At 53.6% G+C, this 21,291-nt stretch carries 11 protein-coding genes; 7 read left to right on the top strand and 4 right to left on the bottom strand.

Translation table 11 applies throughout. From position 1 onward, the window contains the following. Window positions 1-113: 113 nt before the first annotated feature. Window positions 114-2,708 carry a CHAT domain-containing protein gene (locus tag LKK83_RS10040; protein ID WP_324630955.1) on the bottom strand — a complete coding sequence of 865 codons (2,595 nt, stop codon included), beginning with the start codon at window positions 2,706-2,708 and terminating at the stop codon, window positions 114-116. A 156-nt stretch (window positions 2,709-2,864) separates the two neighbouring features. Next, the gene (locus LKK83_RS10045) at window positions 2,865-3,101 is read right to left on the bottom strand and encodes a hypothetical protein (protein ID WP_324630956.1); all 237 of its coding nucleotides are present in this window, start codon (window positions 3,099-3,101) and stop codon (window positions 2,865-2,867) included. Window positions 3,102-3,186: 85 nt separating this feature from the next. Here LKK83_RS10045 and LKK83_RS10050 point away from each other — a divergent pair, with 85 nt between their 5' ends. Further along, complete coding sequence (locus tag LKK83_RS10050; RefSeq protein WP_324630957.1) at window positions 3,187-4,959, top strand: ShlB/FhaC/HecB family hemolysin secretion/activation protein; 1,773 nt, start codon at window positions 3,187-3,189, stop codon at window positions 4,957-4,959. Window positions 4,960-5,016: 57 nt separating this feature from the next. Here LKK83_RS10050 and LKK83_RS10055 read toward each other — a convergent pair whose 3' ends face one another. Together LKK83_RS10055 and hisD are read right to left on the bottom strand one after the other, a co-directional pair. Beyond that, a complete protein-coding gene (locus LKK83_RS10055) occupies window positions 5,017-5,442 on the bottom strand; it encodes a universal stress protein (RefSeq protein WP_324630958.1) in 426 nt (141 codons plus the stop codon). 686 nt (window positions 5,443-6,128) lie between these two features. Beyond that, a complete protein-coding gene (hisD, locus tag LKK83_RS10060; RefSeq protein ID WP_324630959.1) occupies window positions 6,129-7,430 on the bottom strand; it encodes a histidinol dehydrogenase in 1,302 nt (433 codons plus the stop codon). Window positions 7,431-7,646: 216 nt separating this feature from the next. Between hisD and rpsT the strand changes: the two genes are divergently transcribed. The 6 genes from rpsT to LKK83_RS10090 all read left to right on the top strand — a co-directional run bounded on the left by rpsT (window position 7,647) and on the right by LKK83_RS10090 (window position 21,277). Next, window positions 7,647-7,952 carry a 30S ribosomal protein S20 gene (gene rpsT / locus LKK83_RS10065; protein ID WP_324630960.1) on the top strand — a complete coding sequence of 102 codons (306 nt, stop codon included), beginning with the start codon at window positions 7,647-7,649 and terminating at the stop codon, window positions 7,950-7,952. Between the two features lie 727 nt (window positions 7,953-8,679). After that, complete coding sequence (iscB, locus tag LKK83_RS10070; RefSeq protein ID WP_324630961.1) at window positions 8,680-9,969, top strand: RNA-guided endonuclease IscB; 1,290 nt, start codon at window positions 8,680-8,682, stop codon at window positions 9,967-9,969. Between the two features lie 235 nt (window positions 9,970-10,204). Next, entirely contained in the window at window positions 10,205-10,981 is a 777-nt protein-coding gene (locus LKK83_RS10075; protein ID WP_324630962.1) for a TatD family hydrolase, read from the top strand. 447 nt (window positions 10,982-11,428) lie between these two features. Then, window positions 11,429-14,731, top strand: coding sequence for a DNA-directed RNA polymerase subunit beta (gene rpoB, locus LKK83_RS10080; protein WP_324630963.1), 3,303 nt, complete (start codon window positions 11,429-11,431; stop codon window positions 14,729-14,731). Window positions 14,732-14,992: 261 nt separating this feature from the next. Then, window positions 14,993-16,867 carry a DNA-directed RNA polymerase subunit gamma gene (locus LKK83_RS10085; protein WP_324630964.1) on the top strand — a complete coding sequence of 625 codons (1,875 nt, stop codon included), beginning with the start codon at window positions 14,993-14,995 and terminating at the stop codon, window positions 16,865-16,867. Window positions 16,868-17,005: 138 nt separating this feature from the next. Next, window positions 17,006-21,277, top strand: coding sequence for a DNA-directed RNA polymerase subunit beta'' (locus tag LKK83_RS10090; RefSeq protein WP_324630965.1), 4,272 nt, complete (start codon window positions 17,006-17,008; stop codon window positions 21,275-21,277). Window positions 21,278-21,291: the final 14 nt, after the last annotated feature.

Genomic DNA, 21,291 nt, shown 5'->3' on the forward strand with positions numbered 1-21,291 from the left:
CTCCTTTCTCCTTTCTCCTTTCTCCTTTCTCCTTTCTCCTTTCTCCTTTCTCCTTTCTCCTTTCTCCTTTCTCCTTTGTCCAATAACCAATGACAATTGACCAATGACCAATTTTATTGCCAATTGCCGATTAAAATAAACGGCGACCACACGGCGGGATGGTTGTAAGCGAGGTTGTCAATCATTTTAATTTGAGCTTTTTGGAGGGCTTGTGCTTTAGAAATGTTGGGTTGTTGTAGCTGAGTGTAAAATTCTTCAATCAGCGGAACGGTGGCGGCGTCGTTAATGAACCACAGAGTGGCTAAAGCGGTTTCGACCCCGGCGCGAACTGCCACTCCAGCAATACCCAAGGCAGCGCGATCGTCACCTGCTGCGGTTTGACAAGCGCTGAGGGTTAGGAGTTCCACCGGCTGTTGCCGATCGCGATAGGAACGCAACAGGTTATCGATTTGCTCAATTGTAATTTTAGAATCAAAAGAAAGCAAAAAAGTATTGTCCGAATCTACACCAAATTTGCCGTGGGTGGCCATATGAACGATAGGATACTCGCCTTTTTCTAATTGCTCGACCAATCGAGTGGTGGTAAACTCTTCATCGAGCAGTTTAGCGCCGCCTAAAATAGAATTGACTCGCTCTACTTCGGTGGCTACATTGTTGAGAGCGGAAAAGGGTGGAATTGCAACGGTTAAACCCAATGTTAGGGCTTTGAGCTGTCGAGATTTTTGGGAGGAATTGGTGGTGACGCTGAGACTGGGAGTGGTAGCGATCGCATATTTTTGGATTAAAAATTTTTCTCCATCATTAAGCGCTGCCATCGGCACTTTTCGCAAAACTCCATCGTGAATAAATACTAATGTTTTCGGTTGAGCCAGGATTAAATCCCGTTCTAAAGGACGAATGAGAATGTCGTATAAGTTTTGAGCGTAGGTGATATATTCATAGGTAGAGCGTTTTTCGAGAAATTCCCGAAACTGATTAATTTTAGCTTGTAATTCGGAGGCGGAAATTTCTATGGGATAGCGTTTCAGCAGAGGCGGTTGTTGGGAATTTCCGGGTAATTCTAAAATCAGTTCCGTGCGATCGCCTAAAATAACCGAGTAGATTGCTGCTGCATCTGCCTCCAACTGATTATCGGCAGTGTCTTGTGCGACTTCCACACAATCATCGCCAAAGAAATTCCGCAATTCAGCTAATTTAAGGGAATCTAAAATATTTAAAGCTTCGTGAATTTTCGATTGATTTTGGGCAGAATATGCGAGGGTTGAATGCGAAGAAAATCGGGAAAAATTTTCCGTTGACGGGTTGGGGGAAAATTCCCGCTCCATGCTACTGTTTAATAGCAAGGCAATCAGTTCGCGATAAACCGGTTCTACAGCATCGCGAAAGTCAAATTGAATATCCGGGTTAGCGGCGAGAATATCGCTGCGAATAGTTTGCAAGGTAGCGATCGCGCGATTGTAAGCAGAGATGGCGTTTTCAATGTTGCCCTGTGCTTTGAACAGGCGCGCGGCTTGCCACTCCCACCGATATAAACTTTCCGCCGCCTGCACTTCTTGCGCGGCAAATTCAGCTTGTCGAGTCAGTTCCATAGCGGTGGAATTGTCCTCCGCCTCTTCGTAAAGATGCCCTAAGCTACCGAGGGCAAAAGATTCCGTGCGGCGATCGCCGAGATTTTGCGCCACAGTTATCGCTGCGTTTAACAATTGTTTGCGGTTTTCCGAGGACATGGAAAGACGCGACGAAGAAGCGATATTAATCAAAGCTCTGGCTTTAGCGCGAGAATCCGGTGCAGTGGCGAGAATCTCTAGAGCGCGATCGCGATTTTCCCTGATTTCCCGGCGAAAATCCACGGTGGAATCGCGGGATAATCGAGCCAAAACGCGGTTAAGATTTAACAACGCCGTGACTTGTTTAATGCTGCCGATGGTTGCGGCTTCACTGGCGCTTTGTTCGAAGGAGGTTTTAGCGGATTGGAGGTTGGTGGCAGCTAGATCCAACAAGCGCTCTCGTTCCGAAACATCCCCTTCTAAGTTAGCCACATTGGCTTGATATTGAAAGCGTTTGGAGCGACTGAGGTAAACATTTCCTAAATGATTTAAGGCAGTTGCCACGTAAGCAGAATGCTGTAAATTGCGAGAAATTTCTAAACTCTCGGTCAGTGCGGCGATCGCGGCTTTGTATTGCCCAGCACCCCAATAAGCATTTCCCAGGGCACCTTGAATGGCTGCTTCAGTCAGAGAATCTGGGGTATTTTTAACATAGTCTTGCGCTTTTGCCAACAGTTCGATTGCCTGTTGATGTTGTCCTAACTCGTTATAAGCTTGTGCGCGATCGCTGAGTAACCGGGCTAACTCGATAGCGATCGCCTCTCGAGAGGCACCTGGGGTTTCCAGGTGTATTTGATAAATCTCAAATGCCTGCTGCCAATTGAGAATTGCGCGATCGAGCTGTCCGATTTCGCGATAAGCGCGAGCTAAATTGCCATATACCACAGCGCAATCCACTTCAGACTCGCATCCAATCGTGGCATCGAGTTGGGATAAAGCATCTTGCCACAGGGCGATCGCCCCGACAAATTCCCCGGCGTGATAGCGATCGATTCCCCGTTGCACCAGAGACTCCACCGGCAGTTCCACCCCGGTGGCTTTTGTGGGGAAAAATTCACTCGCCCAGAATTCTTTCCCCGGAAATATTCCCAGAATACCCACCAAAAAAACTCCTGCCAAAAATAACCCCAGGGATTTAGCAAAGCGCCGACGCCGAGAGAGGCACCCAGAGGGCTGAAAGCATCTACGATTCATTTTTATCCCCTTCATTTTTAATCTCATTGTTAAATGGGCGATTTATTTATCATAGTCCTCCGACTAAATTTCAGGAAAATCGAAAATTCCTTGAGCATTAAAGCCGACAAAAACGGGTTGTTTTAAAATAAAATACCCCGAAATAGAAATAGGCAAAGCAGAGGAAAGTGCAGCCTGCAAGCCATACCAAATTGGCACCCTACTATTCCTTTCGGCAGTAAGCAGGCGGGGAATCGGGAACTGTTCGCCGATCGTGTTAGCCTTTTTCAAGTAAAGGAATAAATAGATGACAGGCAGCATTACACCAATTAACTGAAGTTAGACTCCAGAGTTTTCCGAGACTCATTGTACTTTATAAAAAAATACTATCCTCGCCTAGGGTTTTATGGGACAAATAAAATTCACGATCGCCATTTTTCTCGGAGGAGTTACGGGTTCGATTGCGTTCAACGCCAATACCGTGGCTGGCAATTGCACCGATCCCCCCGGTGAGTTTGTCCGGGGGATGGAAACCCCGCCCCCGGTGTTATGGGTTCAGACCATTCCACAGATTCCGCCAGGAACCGTAGAGCCGCAATCGCCGGATTGGGAGCGCTTGCCAGACACCCCAATGCCCACCGAACCTGCACCCTCAGTGACACCCCCGGAAACCGCGCCAGAAACCCCTGCATCCGCACCCGGGACAACGGTGATGGTGCGCGAGGTCACAGTGTTGGGAAATACCGTATTTTCCCCAGAAGAAATCCAGCGCGTAGTCGGTCCTTATGAAGGCAAATCGGCCACATTTGAAGACCTGTTAGCGATTCGGATGAGCATAGCCGATTTGTATGTAGCGCATGGGTACGTGACCTCCGGGGCATTTTTGCCGCCCCAGGATGTATCCGATGGAGCGATCGAGATTCAAGCAGTAGAGGGGGAATTGGAACGGATCGAGATTGAGGGATTGAACCGACTCACAGAAAGCTACCTGCGCGATCGCATTGGCTTAGCAGCGGATCCTCCCATCGACCTCTACGCCCTCGAACAAGCCTTGCAACTGTTGCAACTCGACCCGCGTTTGAGTTCGGTTCGGGCGCAGTTAAAAGCGGGAACCACCCCCGGGCGGAGTGTGTTGACGTTAAACGTTACCGAGGCGTCGGCGATGTCTGGCGTGTTGAAGGTAGAAAATTACGACTCCCCCACTGTGGGTTCGATCCGCTATAGTGCCGCCCTCAGTCACAATAATGTGCTTGGTTTCGGCGATGCGATTCGGGCGGAATATGGTCGCACGGCTGGGGTGAATGATTACGATATTCGTTACGAAGTGCCGATGAATGCTCGCAATGGCACCCTAAGCTTGCGCTATCGCAATAGTGACAGCAATATTATTGAAGATCCGTTTGATGAATTGGAGATTGAGGGACGCACCCAGACGGTTTCGATCGGGTTTCGGCAACCGATCGTGCAAAGTTCCGAGGAGGAATTTGCCTTGTCTGTGGCGGCAGATTGGCGTCAAAGTCGGACATTTTTGTATGAGGACATGCCGTTTTCGTTTTCCTCCGGACCGGAAAAGGGAGAATCGAAGGTGACGGCCCTGCGATTGACGCAAGAGTGGGTGAGGCGCACGCCGAAGCTAGTGTTAGCGGCGCGATCGCAGTTTAGCGTGGGGTTGGATCTGTTAGGGGCGACGGCACGAGACAACGAACCCGACGGTCAGTTTGTCAGTTGGTTGGGACAGTTTCAATGGGTGCAAGATTTAGGGGGAGATGTGCTCGGCGTGGCGCGCTTTGCCACTCAGCTAACGCCGAATTCTTTGTTGCCTCTGGAGCAGTTTAGTGTTGGGGGCATCGATACCGTGCGCGGATATCGCCAAAATCAAAGAGTGGGAGACAACGGGGCGATCGCATCCCTGGAATTGCGCGTGCCACTGGTTCGCGACCCCGAAGGGTGGGGATCGATTCAAATGGCTCCATTTATCGATGTGGGAACGGTTTGGCAAACCAGCGGCAAGGTGGCTTCTCCAAATACATTGGTCAGTGGCGGTTTGGGAGTGCGCTGGCAGCACGAGCGATTTAGCGCGCGGTTGGATTGGGGGTTTCCCCTCAGCGATATTGAGCGTCGCGGGGAGTCCTTGCAAGATAATGGGGTGGTTTTCTCATTTCAGGTTTACCCCTTTTAAGGGCATATCCCGCCGCGCAACGGGACAAGTTGAGTCGTCCAACCGATCCGCTCGATGCTATTTTGGCTTGATGACCAGAACCGAGCAGGGTGCATCTGCGACGACTTGAGCACTGACGGAACCTTCAACAATGCGTTTGATGCCGGTTAATCCCCGGTTTCCAATTAAAATCAGATCGGCCTGGTAAATGTTGGCTAAACGCACGATTTCTTCGGCTGGATCGCCGCTGACGATTTCAATTTGGCTGTTGCAGGGGATTTTTTCTTGATAGGCTTGGAGCTGCTTTTCAATGGTGCGATAAGGCAATGCTTCGGTTTCGGCGGTGGGTCTATCCACAACGAGATCCAAGTCGGAGTGATGATTGGCAATCGCGTGAGCGAGGATGACTTGGGTCATGGTTTCGAGCTTGAGGTTATGAAGGGTGGCGATCGCTTGCTCGGATAGCTCAGATGCATCAAGCGCCACGAGAATTGTATTAATCACTACAGATGTCTCCTAAATGCTGGCTGAAGGCTGAAAAAGGGGGTGTTGGGGGAAAGGCAGGGTTTTTGGGGGAAACCGTCTTTCCCGAAACAATTTCGTTCAAGGCATAGTGTAGCGGTATTCTCTGACAAAATTGCGCTTGGGGAAGTTACGAGGCGATCGCTTCTATGAGGTTTTGAGGCGGGTTGCTTTGTTGAGGGAGGGGTGGTGGTTCATGGAGAATATTCCAGGGGGTTGTGAAAAGAAAGGGGAGGGGAGGGGTGGGGATTCGCACCACAGGGATTTGACAGTGGAGGGAGCGGTAGCTTAAAAAAGGTCTATAGCCAAAGAATGGCTAGGGCGAATCCGCACCGCCCCTGGGGGAGGCGAAACAGGAGGGGAATTTTTAGGCGATCGAGACGGATTCGGCGCGCGGCGGTCTCGATCGGGGTTCGCCACGGTCTTCCTCAATCCCTGGTGGGGTGAAGGGGCAACGCGGCAAAGCGCGGGAGAGGGAAGAAAAGTTGCCAGGGTGTTGCCACCTCCGATGGGGGGATGAGGGGCGGATAGCTGGGGAAATAAAAAAGCCGACTGAAATCAATCGGCATAGGAGGGGAGGCGATCGAGAGCCAGAAGGGCGGACTTGCCTACCCCTGAACGGAGTCGGTGGCAAGCGGGTGGGTTGGGAAAGCCACCGAGTGCTGAGTTTAGGGATTGTCTTGAGTTCGCCGTCGCACGGACTCGGCATGAGAGAAAAGACCCTCCGCTGTGGCAAGCTGGTCGATCGCACCCGCGACTTTTTGGAGTGCTTTGGGAGAATATTGAATCAGGCTCGAGTGCTTGAGAAAAGTTTCTACCCCCAAGGCGGAGGCATAGCGAGCCGATCCAGAGGTCGGGAGGGTATGGTTAGGGCCGGCGAGGTAATCGCCCACCGCTTCCGGAGTGGAATTGCCCAGGAAGATGGCACCGGCATGGCGAATGCGATCGAGTAAATCCCAAGGTTCAGCCACTTCGAGTTCTAGGTGTTCCGGGGCAAACGCATTAGAGAGTTCGGCTGCAGTGGATAAAGAATCCACCACCACCACCAAGCCATAGTGAGCGATCGCTTTTTCCGTCAGGGTGCGGCGCGGGTGATCCACAAGCTGCATGTCCACTTCCGAGACCACCTTGCGAGCTAAGCCAGAATCGGTGGTAATCAGAATGGCGGCAGCCATCGGATCGTGTTCGGCTTGCGCCAACAGATCTGCCGCCACATGCACCGGCTTCGCGCTCGAATCGGCGACGATCAGAACTTCCGAAGGACCGGCTAGGGAGTCGATCCCCACCGTTCCGTAGACCTGTTTTTTTGCCAAGGTGACGTATATATTACCCGGACCGGTAATGACATCTACCTTAGGGATGGTTTCCGTGCCGTAAGCCAAAGCAGCGATCGCCTGAGCGCCACCCACGCGATAGATTTCCTGGATGCCCGCTTCTTGAGCTGCCACCAGCACGGCAGGGGTTATCGTACTCTGGGGTCCGGGAGGAGTACACATAACGATCCTATGCACGCCGGCCACTTTAGCCGGAATGGCATTCATCAACACTGTACTGGGATATGCCGCTGTGCCACCCGGAACGTAGAGTCCAGCCCTATCCACCGGGGTATAGCGTTTACCCAGAACAATTTCATCATCCCCAAATTGAACCCAAGATTTGGGGATGCGCTGTCGATGAAATGCCTCGATTTGAAATTTGGCGAGGCGAATCGCATCGAGTAATTCCTTGGGAACCTGCTGATAGGCAGCATCCAATTCGGAGCCACTGACGCGCAACTGCTCGGCTTTGAGGTGTTGCGCGTCGAATTCAGCCGTATAATGCAGGAGTGCTCGGTCGCCTTGACGTTTGACAGCCTGTAGAACCTCACGCACCGTTGCCTCTTTGTGGACAACTTGGTCGTCGTGAGTGCGATCGCAGATTCGCCGGAGTTCAGCTTTTGCCTCAGCCAGCTGTGTAATGATTCGCAACATGGAGTTAGGAGGTAATCTTCAGGTGTTGCCCGACCGGGAAAGTCATCCGCCACATCAACCGAGACTACCGATGCAACGGCTTTTCCTTTCCCTTCTTCTCTAGCTTAACCTGGATTTTCGCTTCCATCAGCATTTGCGCCAGATCTGGTGTTATAGTAGATTATCTAGGATTTTGTATGTTTGTACTATTTCGATTGAGTTTTTCGCGAATCAACTGTGGCTAATATCAAGTCTGCTATCAAGCGCGTCAAAATTTCCGAGCGCAACCGTTTGCGTAATAAATCTTACAAGTCAGCGGTGAGAACCCTGATGAAGAACTGTTTTGCGGTCATTGAAGAGTACCGCAACAATCCCAACCCCGAGTTGCTCCAAGAAGTCTACAGCCGAAAGAATGTGGCTTACAGCAAAATTGATAAAGCCGTCAAAAAAGGCGTCCTGCATCGGAACAACGGGGCACGGAAGAAATCGCAGCTAGCCAAAGCGCTCAAAAGCGTTGGCGAAACCACTGCTGCCGCATCTTAGCAAGTGACTCAGGGGGAAGCGTCGCGGGTGGCGCGAAAGCGCGTCCCATCGCCCGTCTCCAGCGGTTAGGGCAATCTCAGCCATGAGTCACGACAACCACCCTGTTTGTCAGAAGGACTCAAACTCCTGACAACTCCAGAACATAGGCAGTCGCCACCGGGAAAGCTGTTTGATGCCGAAAAAATCAGGCAAAAAAAAGCGACTGGTGGTAAAATTTTCATGGCTGCATAAAACACCTGCGAGGGTTCCATCGGTGGCACCGTAGCCCCCTGAATCGACAAGGGCGCGCGGCTAAAAACGAGCTTGATTTCGCCGTTGCTACAGATCGTCAGCCAAAGGTATGGATCCCAGAAAAGCGAGCTGGGGAAAATGTTGGGGCAGGTTTGACGACAAATTGCACCCTCGGCGATCGCAACCGAAATCCGCTCCTTGGGGTAGTGGCGGATGCGGAAATCCCGAAAACCGCCAGGAAAACCCAGGAGTAAAGCAGCTTGTCAGCACCCCCGGCTGAAGCACGGGGGCTTCATGCCTCCAGCTTCAAATAGCTGACCAGCCTAAGCCCTTTGGGGGCTAAGTTTTTAGGGTCATGGCACCGACAAATGCTTTCGGTGTTTGTCGCCCTGTCGCTAACGGTTAAACAGCCCTAGGAGGGGTAAGGCAGTGCCGTTAGCCTAACAAGCCCAAAAAACATTGGCGAGGAGAACATTACCCGTTTAACGGAGATTCAATGTCAAATTTTATCTTTGTCTTAGACACCAACAAGCGGCCACTGGACCGAGTGCATCCGGGGAAAGCTCGGCGACTCCTCAGTACAGGGAATGCCGCCGTATTTCGCCGTTATCCGTTCACCATCATACTCAAACAAGCCTACCCAGAAATCCCCGTACAAGACCTAGAACTTAAACTCGATCCGGGTTCTCAGGTCACAGGAATTGCAGTTGTACAGGGTACGAAGGTAATCTTCGGGGCGGAGCTTGAACACCGAGGGCAGCAAATCAAGGATGCGCTGCTGTCCCGTCGTCAATTACGACGAAGCAGGCGAAATCGCAAAACCCGCTATCGCCAAGCTCGATTTCTGAATCGAACTCGTCCAAAAGGTTGGCTTCCCCCTAGCCTACAACATCGGGTAGACACCACAATGACATGGGTTAACCGCTTCCGCAGGCTAGCCCCAATTGCCCGCATTGCTCAAGAGCTAGTACGGTTCGACCTGCAACTCATACAGAACCCTGAGATATCGGGCATTGAGTACCAGCAAGGGGAATTGCAAGGCTATGAAGTCAGGGAATATTTATTAGAGAAATGGAATCGGAAATGTGCTTACTGTGGAGCTGAAAATCTGCCACTTGAACTTGAGCATATTCATCCTCGGTCGAAAGGAGGCACTGACCGGGTCTCTAACCTGACCCTGGCTTGCCACTCATGCAATCAATCCAAAAGCAATCGGGACATTCGAGACTTTTTATCAGGCAAGCCTAGCCTATTGAACCGTATCCTGAAGCAGTCCCAATCACCGCTCAAAGATGCGGCAGCCGTCAATTTAACCCGGTGGGCGTTGTTCAATGCCCTGAAACAAACAGGTTTACCTGTGGCGACAGGCACGGGGGGACAAACCAAGTTTAATCGGACTCGATTAAACCTACCCAAAACCCACTGGCTAGATGCTGCCAGTGTTGGGAAAATTGATTCACTTAAAGTCCTGACTACAAACCCGTTGTTAATTGCAGCAAAAGGACATGGGACTCGACAGATGTGTGGCACTGACAAGTTTGGGTTTCCAAAGCGTCACCGCTCGCGGGTGCAAATTCATCAAGGATTTCGCACTGGCGATATCGTTACTGCCATTGTCACTAAGGGCAAGAAAATTGGGTCTTATGTTGGGCGAGTTCTCTGTCGCGCATCCGGCAGCTTTGATATTACGACTCAATCGGGTCGGGTGTCTGGAATTAGCCATAGGTATTGCCAACCAATTCACAAAAGGGATGGTTATGCTTATGCGTTTGCTCATACTCTATAGGCGACTAAAGTCGCCGTTCGTTTTTCCTCCCTGCGCTAAAGCGACAGGGCTTCCAAACGTATCGAGGTATTTTCCGTGAATATTCATGCGAGGAAACCCTCGTTCCAGTAAAAGGTAAAGAGGCCCCACCCAAGGATCCACTGGTTGGAGCCTCCCAAAGCGCCCCAAGCGCCTCCGATATGGAGACTCTGAAAGTGCAGCCGTGGGATATTCCGTCCCCAGAGTGACTACACCGATGCAATTGATAGATACCCACGTTCACATAAATTTCGATCGATTCGCGCAAGATATAGAGGCTGTACGCGAACGATGGCGGGAAGCCGGGGTTGTGCGTTTGGTTCATTCCTGTGTCCAACCAGAAGAATTTGCGAGCATTAAAGCATTAGCCGATCGTTTTGCGGAAATGTCCTTCGCCGTGGGTTTACACCCCTTAGAGGCGCACCAGTGGACAGCCAACATGGGAGAGACGATCGCAACTCGAGCGCTGAGGGAGCCACGAGTGGTGGCGATCGGCGAGACTGGATTGGACTTTTATAAAGCAGACAATCCCCAACAGCAGAAAGAAGTATTCGTAGAGCAGCTCAAAATAGCCCAACGGGTGAATAAGCCAGTCATCATTCACTGTCGGGATGCTGCTTTTGAGATGGCACAGATATTGCGCTCTTTTTGGGATGAGTATGGCAGGGTCGAAGGAGTCATGCACTGCTGGGGAGGAACGCCGGAAGAAACCCAATGGTTTCTGGATTTAGGGTTCTACATCAGCTTTAGCGGGATAGTCACCTTCAAAAATGCCAAAGCCCTCCAAGAATCAGCTTGCCAAGTGCCGAAAGATAGGTTGCTCGTAGAAACCGATTGTCCATTTTTGGCTCCCGTACCCAAACGGGGTAAACGGAACGAACCCGCCTATGTCCGATACGTGGCCGAAAAAATTGCTGAGCTGCGGGGGGTCTCCTTAGAGAGTCTTGCCTCGGAAACCACCGAAAATGCCAATCGGCTTTTTAGCTTGATTTAGAAGAGCGCAACCCTCCCCCAAGGGGAAAGGATCCGCAAGTAGAAAGCGCTGGCAATTGTAAGCACAAGACCCAGCAACTCCCAACAAAGCCATTGACACAACAGCGCAAAAAAACTAGAATATTAAATTTACCCGAGCTTCGGGAACTCTCCGAAAGGGAGCTAAATGGCGATCGCACCCCTTGCCAAGCGGATGGTAGAGCAAGCAACGCACAGGCAGATCTACTCTGGGTAAGTTCTATTTCAAGCAACGAGTTAAACCGTGAAATACTGCAAGCCGCCAGTTGCTCCTGTGGTAACGGGTTGTGGGGGAACGGGTCATTGGACCTAGGACAAATGACAGCCGACAGGGGACAAATGAGAAACGACACCTGACAAACGAGATTGGAAACCCACCTTTAGCTGACGCCACCTGACATAGAAATAAAGCGTTCTCGGTAAAAAATAAATGACGAACCAACAGCTAACAGCAACTGCTTTCACCTTACCGGATCTGGTAGAAATCCAACGCTCCAGCTTTCGCTGGTTTCTGGAATACGGACTGATTGAAGAACTCGATAGCTTTTCCCCGATTACCGACTACACGGGTAAGCTCGAGCTTCACTTCATGGGGAAAGACTACAGGCTCAAATGTCCGAAATACAGCGTTGACGAAGCCAAGCGTCGCGACAGCACCTATGCGGTGCAGATGTACGTTCCCACGCGGCTGATTAACAAGGAAACCGGCGAAATCAAGGAGCAAGAGGTCTTCATCGGCGACTTGCCGCTAATGACCGAGCGGGGAACCTTTATCATCAACGGGGCCGAGCGGGTCATCGTCAACCAAATCGTGCGATCGCCCGGGGTCTACTACAAATCCGACACCGACAAAAATGGGCGACGCACCTACAACGCCAGCCTGATTCCCAACCGAGGGGCCTGGCTGAAGTTCGAGACGGACAAAAACGACCTAGTGTGGGTCCGCATCGACAAGACGCGGAAACTGTCGGCGCAGGTATTGCTCAAAGCTCTGGGGCTGAGCAACAACGAAATTTTCGATGCCTTGCGCCACCCAGAATACTTCCAAAAGACCATCGAAAAAGAGGGCGAATTCACCGAAGAAGAAGCCCTAATGGAACTCTACAAGAAGCTGCGCCCTGGGGAACCTCCCACGGTTTCTGGGGGGAGCCAATTGCTGGAGTCGCGGTTTTTCGACTCCAAGCGCTATGACCTGGGGCGAGTGGGACGCTACAAGCTGAATCGCAAGCTGCGGGTGAGCGTACCGGAGACGATGCGGGTGCTGACGCCGACGGATATTCTGGCTTGCGTGGACTACCTGATTAACCTGGAATTTGATATCGGGCAAATCGACGATATCGACCACCTGGGGAACCGCCGGGTGAGGAGCGTGGGAGAGCTGCTGCAGAACCAGGTTCGGGTGGGCTTAAATCGCTTAGAGCGGATTATCCGGGAGCGGATGACAGTGACCGAGCCAGATTCCCTGACCCCGGCTTCTTTGGTGAATCCGAAGCCATTGGTAGCGGCGATTAAGGAGTTTTTCGGCTCTTCGCAGTTGTCCCAGTTCATGGATCAGACGAATCCTTTGGCGGAGCTGACGCATAAGCGGCGACTGAGCGCGTTAGGCCCTGGGGGCTTGACCCGGGAGCGGGCAGGGTTTGCCGTGCGCGACATTCACCCGTCACACTACGGGCGGATTTGTCCGATCGAGACGCCGGAAGGGCCGAACGCGGGGCTGATTGGTTCCCTGGCCACCCACGCGCGGGTGAATGGCTATGGATTTATCGAAACGCCGTTTTACCCGGTGGAAGACGGACGGGTAATGCGCGAACGCGGGGCGATATTTATGACGGCGGATGAGGAGGATGACTTGCAGGTGGCACCGGGGGATATCCGGGTGTCGGAGGATGGCTATATTTTGGGGGATACGGTGGCGGTGCGCTATCGGCAAGATTTCACCACGACTACGCCCGATCGCGTGGACTACGTAGCAGTATCCCCGGTGCAAATTATCTCCGTGGCTACCTCTTTGATTCCGTTCCTGGAGCATGACGATGCGAACCGGGCCTTGATGGGGTCGAACATGCAGCGGCAGGCGGTGCCCTTGTTGCTGCCGGAACGACCGCTGGTGGGTACGGGACTGGAGGCCCAGGCGGCGCGGGATAGCGGGATGGCGATCGTGTCGCGAACCGATGGCGAAGTCACCTTTGTGGATGCCACGAAAATCCGGGTGCGGTCTGCGGATGGCAAGCAAATCGAGTACGAGTGCGCCAAGTACCAGCGTTCGAACCAGGACACCTGCTTGAACCAGCGGCCTTTAGTTTTTGAAGGTGACGAAGTGGTGACGGGGCAGGTGCTAGCGGATGGGTCTTCCACGGAGGGGGGAGAGCTGGCCCTGGGTCAGAACATCTTGGTGGCCTATATGCCCTGGGAGGGATATAACTACGAAGATGCGATTTTGATTAGCGAGCGGCTGGTTTACGATGACGTGTACACCTCGATTCACATTGAAAAATTCGAGATTGAGGCGCGACAGACGAAGCTCGGCCCGGAGGAGATTACCCGAGAAATCCCCAATGTGGGGGAAGATTCCCTGCGCCAGTTGGACGAAGGGGGAATCATTCGGGTTGGCGCTTGGGTGGAGTCCGGGGACATTTTGGTGGGGAAGGTGACGCCGAAGGGCGAATCCGACCAACCCCCGGAAGAGAAGCTGCTGCGGGCGATTTTCGGGGAGAAGGCCCGGGACGTGCGGGACAATTCCTTGCGGGTGCCAAACGGCGAAAAAGGCCGGGTGGTGGACGTGCGGGTGTTTACGCGCGAGCAGGGGGACGAACTGCCACCGGGGGCGAATATGGTGGTGCGCGTGTATGTGGCGCAGAAGCGCAAAATCCAGGTGGGGGACAAGATGGCGGGCCGCCACGGGAATAAAGGGATTATTTCGCGGATTTTGCCGGTGGAGGATATGCCCTATTTGCCCGATGGAACCCCGGTGGATATCGTACTCAATCCGCTGGGGGTGCCTTCGCGGATGAACGTGGGCCAGATTTTCGAGTGCTTGCTCGGATGGGCGGCGGAGAATCTGAACGTGCGGTTTAAGGTGGTGCCGTTTGACGAGATGTATGGCGAGCAGATGTCTCGGGAGACGGTGCATGGCAAGCTGCATCAGGCGAAAGAGAAAACCGGCAAGGATTGGTTGTTTGACCCGGAGAATGCGGGGAAAACGCTGGTCTATGATGGCCGGACTGGGGAACCGTTCGACCGGGCGGTGACGGTGGGTAAGGCGTACATGCTGAAGCTGGTGCATTTGGTGGATGATAAGATTCACGCGCGCTCTACTGGGCCTTATTCCTTGGTGACGCAGCAGCCTTTGGGCGGTAAGGCGCAGCAAGGGGGCCAGCGGTTTGGCGAGATGGAAGTGTGGGCGCTGGAGGCGTTTGGTGCGGCCTATACCCTGCAGGAGCTGCTAACGGTGAAGTCGGACGATATGCAGGGGCGCAATGAAGCGCTAAATGCGATCGTTAAAGGCAAGGCTATCCCGCGTCCGGGAACGCCGGAATCTTTCAAGGTACTGATGCGCGAGTTGCAGTCTTTGTGCTTGGACATTGCGGTGCATAAAGTCCAGACTCAAGATGATGGAACCAGTCGCGATATTGAAATAGATTTGATGTCGGATGTGTCCAGCCGTCGCGCGCCGAATCGTCCGACTTATGAGTCGGTATCGAAGGAGGCTCTAGAAGAAGAAGAGGAGGAATAAAAAAGAGATAAACCTGGCATAAACGGGATATTTCCGGGGCTGCAAAAACCGGGGGAAAAGATTTTTTCCGATAACTCTCTTTTCCCTCTCCCTGGGGGTTTAGCTGAGCTTTCCATGCCCGAAACGGGTGCGCGGCTAATAAAAAATTAGCTGACCGGAAAAGCGAGGAATTTTAAAGATTTTCGAGGGAGTCAATTCCTCTGGCCTGAAACTTGGTAGGGCAAAAAACATCCACAACCACGAAATGGAGAAAAGTAACAAATGCCTAAAATCGAACAGCGGTTCGACTACGTTAAAATCGGTATAGCGTCTCCGGAGCGGATTCGACAATGGGGGGAAAGAACTTTGCCCAACGGTCAGGTTGTTGGGGAGGTGACTAAGCCGGAAACGATTAATTACCGCACGTTAAAACCGGAGATGGATGGGTTGTTTTGCGAGCGGATTTTTGGGCCGGCGAAGGATTGGGAGTGCCATTGCGGCAAGTATAAAAGAGTTCGGCACAGAGGGATTGTGTGCGAGCGGTGCGGCGTGGAGGTGACGGAATCGCGGGTGCGTCGGCATCGGATGGGGTATATTAAGCTGGCGGCTCCGGTTGCCCACGTGTGGTATCTCAAGGGGATTCCGAGCTATATTGCGATTTTGCTGGATATGCCGCTGCGGGATGTGGAGCAAATCGTGTATTTCAATGCGTATGTGGTACTCAATCCGGGGAATGCGGATAATCTGAATTACAAGCAGCTTTTGACGGAGGATGCTTGGATGGAGATTGAGGACCAGCTCTATAGCGAGGATACGGAGCTGTCTGGGATTGAGGTGGGGATTGGTGCGGAGGCGCTGCAGCGATTGCTACAGGATCTCGATTTGGAGTCGGTGGCGGAGGGCCTGCGGGAGGATATCTCGAATTCTAAGGGTCAGAAGCGGGCGAAGCTGATTAAGCGCTTGCGGGTTGTGGATAATTTTGTGGCGACGGGAAGTCAGGCGGAGTGGATGGTGCTGTCGGTGATTCCGGTGATTCCGCCGGATTTGCGCCCGATGGTGCAGCTCGATGGGGGACGGTTTGCAACGTCGGATTTAAACGACCTTTATCGGCGAGTGATTAACCGGAATAATCGCTTGGCGAGGTTGCAGGAGATTCTGGCACCGGAGATTATTATCCGCAATGAGAAGCGGATGTTGCAGGAGGCGGTGGATGCGCTTATCGATAATGGGCGGCGGGGTCGCACGGTGGTGGGGGCGAATAATCGTCCGTTAAAATCCTTGTCGGATATTATTGAGGGCAAGCAGGGGCGCTTCCGGCAGAATTTGCTGGGTAAGCGGGTGGATTATTCGGGGCGATCGGTGATTGTGGTCGGTCCGAAGCTGAAGATTCACCAGTGCGGGTTGCCTCGGGAAATGGCGATCGAGCTGTTTCAGCCGTTTGTGATTCACCGCTTGATTCGTCAGGGGTTGGTGAATAATATTAAGGCGGCGAAGAAGTTGATTCAGCGGTCGGATCCGAGCGTGTGGGATGTGCTCGAGGAGGTAATCGAGGGGCATCCGGTGATGCTGAACCGAGCGCCGACGCTGCACCGTTTGGGGATTCAGGCGTTTGAACCGATGCTGGTGGAGGGTCGGGCGATTCAGTTGCACCCGTTAGTTTGTCCGGCGTTTAATGCGGATTTTGATGGGGACCAGATGGCGGTTCACGTGCCGCTTTCTCTGGAGTCGCAGGCGGAGGCGAGGTTGCTGATGTTGGCGGCGAATAATATTATGTCGCCGGCGACGGGACGGCCTATTGTGACGCCTTCTCAGGATATGGTTTTGGGTTGTTATTACTTAACTGCAGAAAACCCGAAAGCGATGCGGGGAAATGGTCGGTATTTTGCGAGTTTGGAGGATGCGATTATTGCTTACGAGCAGGAACAGATTGATTTGCATGCGTATGTTTGGGTAAGGCTGGATGATAGTTGGACGGTTGATAGGGGGTCTAAGGATGAAAAGCCGCAGGAAACGTCGCATTCTGACGGTACGGTGACTTATGTTTATTCGGATGCCCGGGTGAGGGAGGACGGTACGGGAAGGGTGTTGTCCCAGTACGTGCGAACGACTGTGGGTCGCATTATTTTCAACAAAGCTATTGCGGATGCTTTGGTTTAGTTGTCGGTCATCGGTTGTTGGTCTTTTGACGAATGACCGATGAGCTTCGGAGTGAGGATTTTGAGTGTTGATTCTTGGTTCTTAGTTTTTGATAGGAACTGGGGTTAATGAGAGGGATGTTAATTGTACGGAAAGAAGATGACGAAAAAGCAACTGGTATTTTATAACCGAACCATCAATAAGGGGCAATTGAAGAAGCTGATTGCTCAGGCTTTTGTGAATTATGGGACGGCGCGCAGTGCGGCGGTGGCGGACCATTTGAAGGATTTGGGTTTCCGCTATGCGACGAAGGCGGGGGTGTCGATTAGCGTTGATGATTTGATGGTGCCGCCGACGAAGCGGTCGTTGCTTGAAAGTGCGGAGCTTGAAATCAATAAAACCGAGACTCGCTATGCTAAGGGCGAGATTACGGAGGTGGAGCGTTTCCAGAAGGTAATCGATACTTGGAATGGGACGTCGGAGGCTTTGAAAGATGAGGTGGTGGCGCATTTTAAGTCGTCGGATCCGCTGAATTCGGTGTATATGATGGCTTTTTCTGGGGCGCGGGGGAATATTTCCCAGGTGCGTCAGTTGGTTGGAATGCGGGGGCTGATGGCGAATCCGCAGGGTGAAATTATTGGGTTGCCGATTAAGACGAATTTCCGGGAGGGGCTGACGGTTACGGAGTATATTATTTCTTCTTACGGGGCGCGTAAGGGGTTGGTGGATACTGCGCTGCGGACGGCGGATTCGGGGTATCTGACGCGGCGATTGGTGGATGTGTCTCAGGATGTGATCGTGCGCGAGGTTGACTGTGGCACGACGCGGGGGATTGCGATCGCGAGTATGAAGGATGAGGACCGGATATTGATTCCTTTGTCCGATCGCCTGTTGGGGCGAGTTGCGGCGAGGGATGTAGTGGATCCGAAGACGGGGGAAACCCTTTGTCGGCGGAATGCGGCTTTCGATGATGAGACGGCGGAGAAGATTTTTAAGCGCGGGGTGCAAGAGGTTTTGGTGCGATCGCCCCTGACCTGCGAAGCGACTCGCAGCGTGTGTCAACTGTGCTATGGATGGAGTTTGGCTCACGGCACCCTGGTGGATATGGGAGAGGCGGTAGGAATTATTGCCGCTCAGTCTATTGGCGAACCGGGGACGCAGCTAACGATGCGGACGTTCCACACTGGAGGGGTGTTCACTGGGGAAGTGGCGCGGACTGCGATCGCGACTTTCCCGGGAACGATTCGCTACGATCGCGGATTGCGAGTCAGGTCTTTCCGGACGCGCCACGGAGAGGATGCTTTTGTGGTGGAAAGTCCGAATGGCGAAATCCGCTTGGAAGACGGAGAACGTTCGGAGAGCTTTGCGGTCAACCAGGGTACCGTCATCATGGTGGCCGATGGGGCGACAGTGGAGACTAACAGCTTGCTGGCGGAAGTTCCGCTTGCGGGACGCACGCGCAAGACGACGGAAAAGGCCACGAAAGACGTGGCGTCAGATTTGGCTGGCGAAGTGTATTTCGCGGATTTGGTGTCGGAAGAGAAAACCGATCGCCAAGGAAACACCACCCGCGTTGCGGGACGGGGGGGACTGATTTGGGTGCTTTCCGGGGAGGTGTATAATTTGCCGCCTGGGGCGGAACCCACGGTGAAAAATGGCGACCTGGTGGAGGTGGGTACGCCCATCGCCTTGACGAAGCTGGTGGCGCAGAATGGCGGAATCGTGCGACTGAAGTCGGCGGCGGGGGAATCGCAAGACAGTTTTGCCAGTCCGCGCGAGGTAGAGATTATCACCGCTTCAGTGCTGCTAGACCAGGCCACGGTGCGCTCGCACAGCGGCGGTAGCGGCGGGTTTGTCGGTTCCGGCACGGGAGAGATGGCGGGCGATCGCTATATCATCCAAACGGCGAGCGATCGGATGTTCTCCCTGAAAGCCACGCCGGGGACTAAGGTTCTGAACCATCAAGTGGTAGCGGAACTGATAGACGAGCGCTACCACACCCAGACCGGTGGCATCATCAAATATGCCGGGGTAGAGGTGCAGAAAAAAGCGAAAGCCAAACAGGGCTATGAAGTCGTCAAAGGCGGCACCCTGCTGTGGATTCCGGAGGAGTGCCACGAAATTAATAAGGACATTTCCCTGTTGCTGGTGGAGGATGGCCAATATGTGGAGGCGGCCACGGAAATCGTCAAAGACATCAAGTGCCAAAGCAGCGGCGTCATTGAAGTGACCCAGAAAAATGACATTCTGCGGGAAGTGGTGGTGAAACCGGGGGATTTCCACATGGTGGACGACCCGGATGAGGTGTCGATTCCCAGCGGGAATATTGCCAATCCTGGGGATGAGATTTTGCCGGGGCTGAAGGTGGAAGAGCTGCGCTATGTGGAATACGTGGAAACGCCTACCGGGCCTGGGGTATTGCTGCGCCCGGTGGTGGAGTATGCGATACCGGACGAGCCGGCGATTCCTTCGCAAGAGTCGCTCAATCAACAGGTGGATGCGGCGATTCACCTGCGGGCGGTGCAGCGCATTCCCTATAAAGATGGGGAACGGGTGAAGTCCGTGGAGGGCTTGGAGCTGCTGCGGACGCAGTTGGTGCTAGAGATTACCCAGGATGCGCCGGGACTGGCGGCGGATATCGAGTTGATTCCCCTGGATGAGTCTGAGGTGGCGGCACTGGGTACGCAAGTGGTTCCGGAAACGGGAAGCGAGGATGCCGGGGGCGAGGAGATGTCTGGCGCTGAGGTGGATTCCGAGCGGGTTTCCGGGGCTGGGGTGCAGCAGTACCGGATGCAGTTGGTGATTTTGGAGTCTCTGGTGGTGCGCCGGGATGCGATCGCGGATGCGACCCAGGGGACGACTCAGACGCGATTGCTGGTGAGCGATGGCGATCGCATCGAAGCCGGTGCGGTGGTGGCGCGCACGGAAATCAAGAGCAAGGATGCTGGGGAAGTGCGCGGCATCCGGGAAGGAGCGGAGGCGATTCGTCGGGTGCTGGTGGTGCGCGACGAGGATGCGATGGAAGTGGAAGCGGTTCGCACCCTGGGGGTATCGGCGGGAGACTTTCTGCTGGAAGGAACCGAGGTTGCTCCGGGGGTGAAGCTGGAGGATTCCGGGCAGGTGGTGGATATCCTGGAGGTCCCGAGCGGGTCTGAGGGAGGAGCGCCAGAACCGACGGCGGATGGACCCGAGGGGTCTTCCCAGCTTGCGCCGCGCGAAACTGTGAAACTGAAGCTGCGGATTGCGCGCCCCTATCGGGTATCGCCAGGGGCGGTGCTGCATGTGGAGGATGGCAGTTTGGTGCAGCGCGGGGACCACTTGGTGCTGCTGGTGTTCGAGCGGACGAAGACGGGGGATATTATCCAAGGTCTGCCTCGGATTGAGGAACTGCTGGAGGCGCGCAAGCCGAAAGAGGCTTGCATCCTGGCGAAGGCGGCGGGTATGTCGCAGGTGGTTTATGGCGAGGATGACACGGTGGAGGTGAAGATTGTTGAAGATGACGGGGTGGTGACGGATTATCCGCTCGGTCCGGGACAGAATTTGCTGATTTCTGACGGTCAGCGCGTGGTGGCGGCGGAACCCCTGACGGATGGTCCGGCGAATCCGCACGAGATTGTGGAGATTTTCTTTAATTTGGAGTCCTCTGGGGATAGCGAGTACGAGCGGGCGCTGGAGAGTTTTCAGAAGGTGCAGACGTTTTTGGTGAATGAGGTGCAGTCGGTGTATCGCTCGCAGGGGATTGATATTGCGGATAAGCATATTGAGGTTATCGTGCGCCAGATGACGAATAAGGTGCGGGTGGACGATGGCGGCGATACGACGATGTTGCCCGGGGAGCTTGTGGAGTTGCAGCAGGTGGAACGGGTGAATGAGGCGATGTCGATTACGGGGGGTGCCCCGGCGCGATATACCCCGGTGCTGTTGGGGATTACGAAGGCGTCTTTGAATACGGATAGTTTTATTTCGGCGGCGAGCTTCCAGGAGACGACCCGGGTGCTGACTGAGGCGGCGATTGAAGGGAAGTCGGATTGGTTGCGCGGGCTGAAGGAGAATGTGATTATCGGGCGTTTGATTCCGGCGGGTACGGGGTTTAATGCTTATGAGCTGTCTGCGGAGGCGGATGAAGTGGGTGCCTATGGTGATGGGGTACTCGATGGGGAAGATGAGGAGGAGTTGGCGGATGTGGTGCTCGATGACCGCAGCGCTGGTTCTTTCGATGAGGATGAGGATGATGATGAGGCGTTGCCTGATGAGGATGAGGATGATGATGATGTGATGGAGGGGTCTGATTTGGAGGGCGATGCGGATGATTCGGGGTCGCCCGGTTCTGAGGGTCTGTCCTCTGGGATGAGCCAGGGGTCGGCGGATGATTTTGATGGGGATGATGGGGATGATTTCTACCCGGAGGGGGACGATGATGAGGCGTTTTGATGGGGCGCTGCTGA

It is taken from the genome of Phormidium sp. CCY1219, assembly GCF_035615515.1.
Taxonomy (GTDB): Bacteria; Cyanobacteriota; Cyanobacteriia; order Cyanobacteriales; family Laspinemataceae; genus CCY1219.

Excerpts from the sequence above, each read along its gene's own strand:
- hisD (WP_324630959.1), bottom strand. The coding sequence starts at position 7,430 with ATGTTGCGAATCATTACACAGCTGGCTGAGGCAAAAGCTGAACTCCGG.
- iscB (WP_324630961.1), top strand. The coding sequence starts at position 8,680 with ATGTCAAATTTTATCTTTGTCTTAGACACCAACAAGCGGCCACTGGAC.
- LKK83_RS10085 (WP_324630964.1), top strand. The coding sequence starts at position 14,993 with ATGCCTAAAATCGAACAGCGGTTCGACTACGTTAAAATCGGTATAGCG.
- LKK83_RS10050 (WP_324630957.1), top strand. The coding sequence starts at position 3,187 with ATGGGACAAATAAAATTCACGATCGCCATTTTTCTCGGAGGAGTTACG.
- LKK83_RS10075 (WP_324630962.1), top strand. The coding sequence starts at position 10,205 with ATGCAATTGATAGATACCCACGTTCACATAAATTTCGATCGATTCGCG.
- LKK83_RS10090 (WP_324630965.1), top strand. The coding sequence starts at position 17,006 with ATGACGAAAAAGCAACTGGTATTTTATAACCGAACCATCAATAAGGGG.
- LKK83_RS10045 (WP_324630956.1), bottom strand. The coding sequence starts at position 3,101 with ATGCTGCCTGTCATCTATTTATTCCTTTACTTGAAAAAGGCTAACACG.
- rpoB (WP_324630963.1), top strand. The coding sequence starts at position 11,429 with ATGACGAACCAACAGCTAACAGCAACTGCTTTCACCTTACCGGATCTG.